2 protein-coding genes are annotated in these 2,055 nt (G+C 64.8%); one reads left to right on the forward strand and one right to left on the reverse strand.

Going from position 1 to position 2,055, the window contains the following annotated elements:
• A partial coding sequence (locus BG35_RS13285; protein WP_025782649.1) for a hypothetical protein occupies positions 1-820 on the forward strand: 820 nt, incomplete at its 5' end.
• Between the two features lie 33 nt (positions 821-853).
• On the opposite strand, the gene eno is transcribed toward BG35_RS13285, so the two are convergent.
• Positions 854-2,055: phosphopyruvate hydratase (eno, locus tag BG35_RS0109600; protein ID WP_025782650.1), on the reverse strand; the 1,202-nt coding region annotated here is incomplete at its 5' end.

Consider the following 2,055-nt stretch of genomic DNA (forward strand, 5'->3'; position numbering starts at 1 on the left):
TCTGGCCGTGGCCAATGACGGCGGCTTGATCTACTACGACTTCGGCATGATGGGCACCGTGTCTCCCCTGCTGCGGAGCCGCATCCGCCGCATGGTGACCTACGCCGCGTCCCGGGATGCAGCCGGACTCACCGAGGAATTGCAGCGGGTGGGTCTGTTGGCCAGGGGCATCGACCTGGGACCGGTGCGGCGCCTGGTGCGTCTCATGCTCACGGAAGTGCTCACCCCCCCCTTCTCCTCCCACGTGCTGGAGAAGCTTTCCGGAGATGTCTACGATCTGGTCTATGGCCAACCCTTTCGGCTGCCGCCGGATTTGATTTTCGTGCTGCGGGCCCTTTCCACATTTGAAGGCGTCGGCCGCACCCTGGATCCGGGTTTTACCCTGGTGGATATTGCCAAGCCCTATCTCATTCCTCTGATGAGCAATCAAGACAACAAGGACAGCGACGGCAAAACCAACGGCGCCGATGCGTTTCTGAGCGGCCTCAGCCGCCAGGCGGCGGAAGTGGGCAGCCGCGCCCTGGGCATCCCCCGCCGCCTGGACGAGAGCTTGGCCCGACTGGAGCAGGGGGACCTGCAAGTTCAGGTGCGCTCCGGTGACAGCGAACGAATTCTGCGCCGCCTGGTGCTGGCCCAGCAATCCAGTGGTCAAGCCACCCTGCTGGGTGGCCTGGCCATTGCCGCCGCCATCCTCTCCACCAACCTGAGCGCCTCCCCCTGGCTGGCGTTGCTGCCCCTGACGGCCATGGCGCCCGTGGTCAAGGGCTGGCTCCAGGCCAACCTGCGCCTGCGGCGGGAAGAGCGCCTGCCGGGAGGCTGAGGGGGCGCCCTTGGTGAAACTGGACGGCTCCGCTCAGCGCGGCGGTTGTCTCCCCTGTGGACCCATGCCCATGGCGCCCCCATAACGGGCTTGGCTGCCCAGTTCATCTTCAATGCGCAGCAGCCGATTGTATTTGGCCACCCGCTCGCTGCGGCTGAGGGAGCCGGTCTTGATTTGACCGGCCCGGCTGGCCACCGCCAGATCGGCAATGGACACGTCTTCCGTTTCCCCTGAACGGTGACTCACCACACTGCCATAACCATGACGGCTGCCCAGGGCCATGGCCTCCATGGTTTCGCTGAGGCTGCCAATCTGATTCACCTTGATCAGGATGGCATTGGCCACCCCTTCGTCAATACCCCGTTGCAGCCGCTGCCGATTGGTGACAAATAGATCATCCCCCACAAGCTGAATGCGATTCCCCAGCACTTGTGTGAGCTGTTCCCAGCCACTCCAGTCATCCTCCGCCAGCCCGTCTTCAATGGAAACAATGGGGTAGCGATCACAGAGATCAGCCAACTCCCGCACCATTTCCGTGGAGTCAAGGCTGCGGCCGCCAAAGTGATAGGCGCCGTCACGGTAGAATTCCGTGCTGGCCACGTCCAGGGCCAGGGAAATCTGTTCACCGGGGCGGTAACCGGCCTGTTCAACGGCCTCCACCAGCAGAGTCAGGGCCGCGTGGTTATCCCGCAGGTCCGGGGCAAAGCCGCCTTCATCCCCCACCGCCAGCGATAGCCCCCGCCCCTTGAGCAGATCCTTCAGGGCATGGAACACCTCGGCCCCCATGCGCAGGGCTTCCCGGAACGTGGCGGCCGCATGGGGCACCACCATGAATTCCTGAAAATCCAGCGTGTTGCTGGCATGGGCGCCGCCGTTAAGCAGATTCATGAGGGGAACCGGCAGCACCGTGGCCATGGGACCCCCCAGGTAGCGGTAGAGCGGCAGCCCCAAACCCCGGGCGGCGGCATGGGCAGTGGCCAGAGACACCGCCAACACCGCATTGGCCCCCAGGCCGGACTTGTTGCGGCTGCCGTCCAGATCCCCCATGGCCTGATCCACCGCCTGCTGCTCCAGGGCATTGAGGCCACAGATGGCCGGTGCAATGCGCTCCTCAATGTTGGCAACCGCCTTGAGCACCCCCTTGCCCCCGTAGCGACTCTTGTCTCCGTCCCGCAGTTCATGGGCCTCATGGGCGCCGGTGCTGGCGCCACTGGGCGCCATGGCCCGCCCCAGGG

This window comes from Candidatus Synechococcus spongiarum SH4, from assembly GCF_000586015.1.
Lineage (GTDB): Bacteria > Cyanobacteriota > Cyanobacteriia > PCC-6307 > Cyanobiaceae > Synechococcus_B > Synechococcus_B spongiarum_F.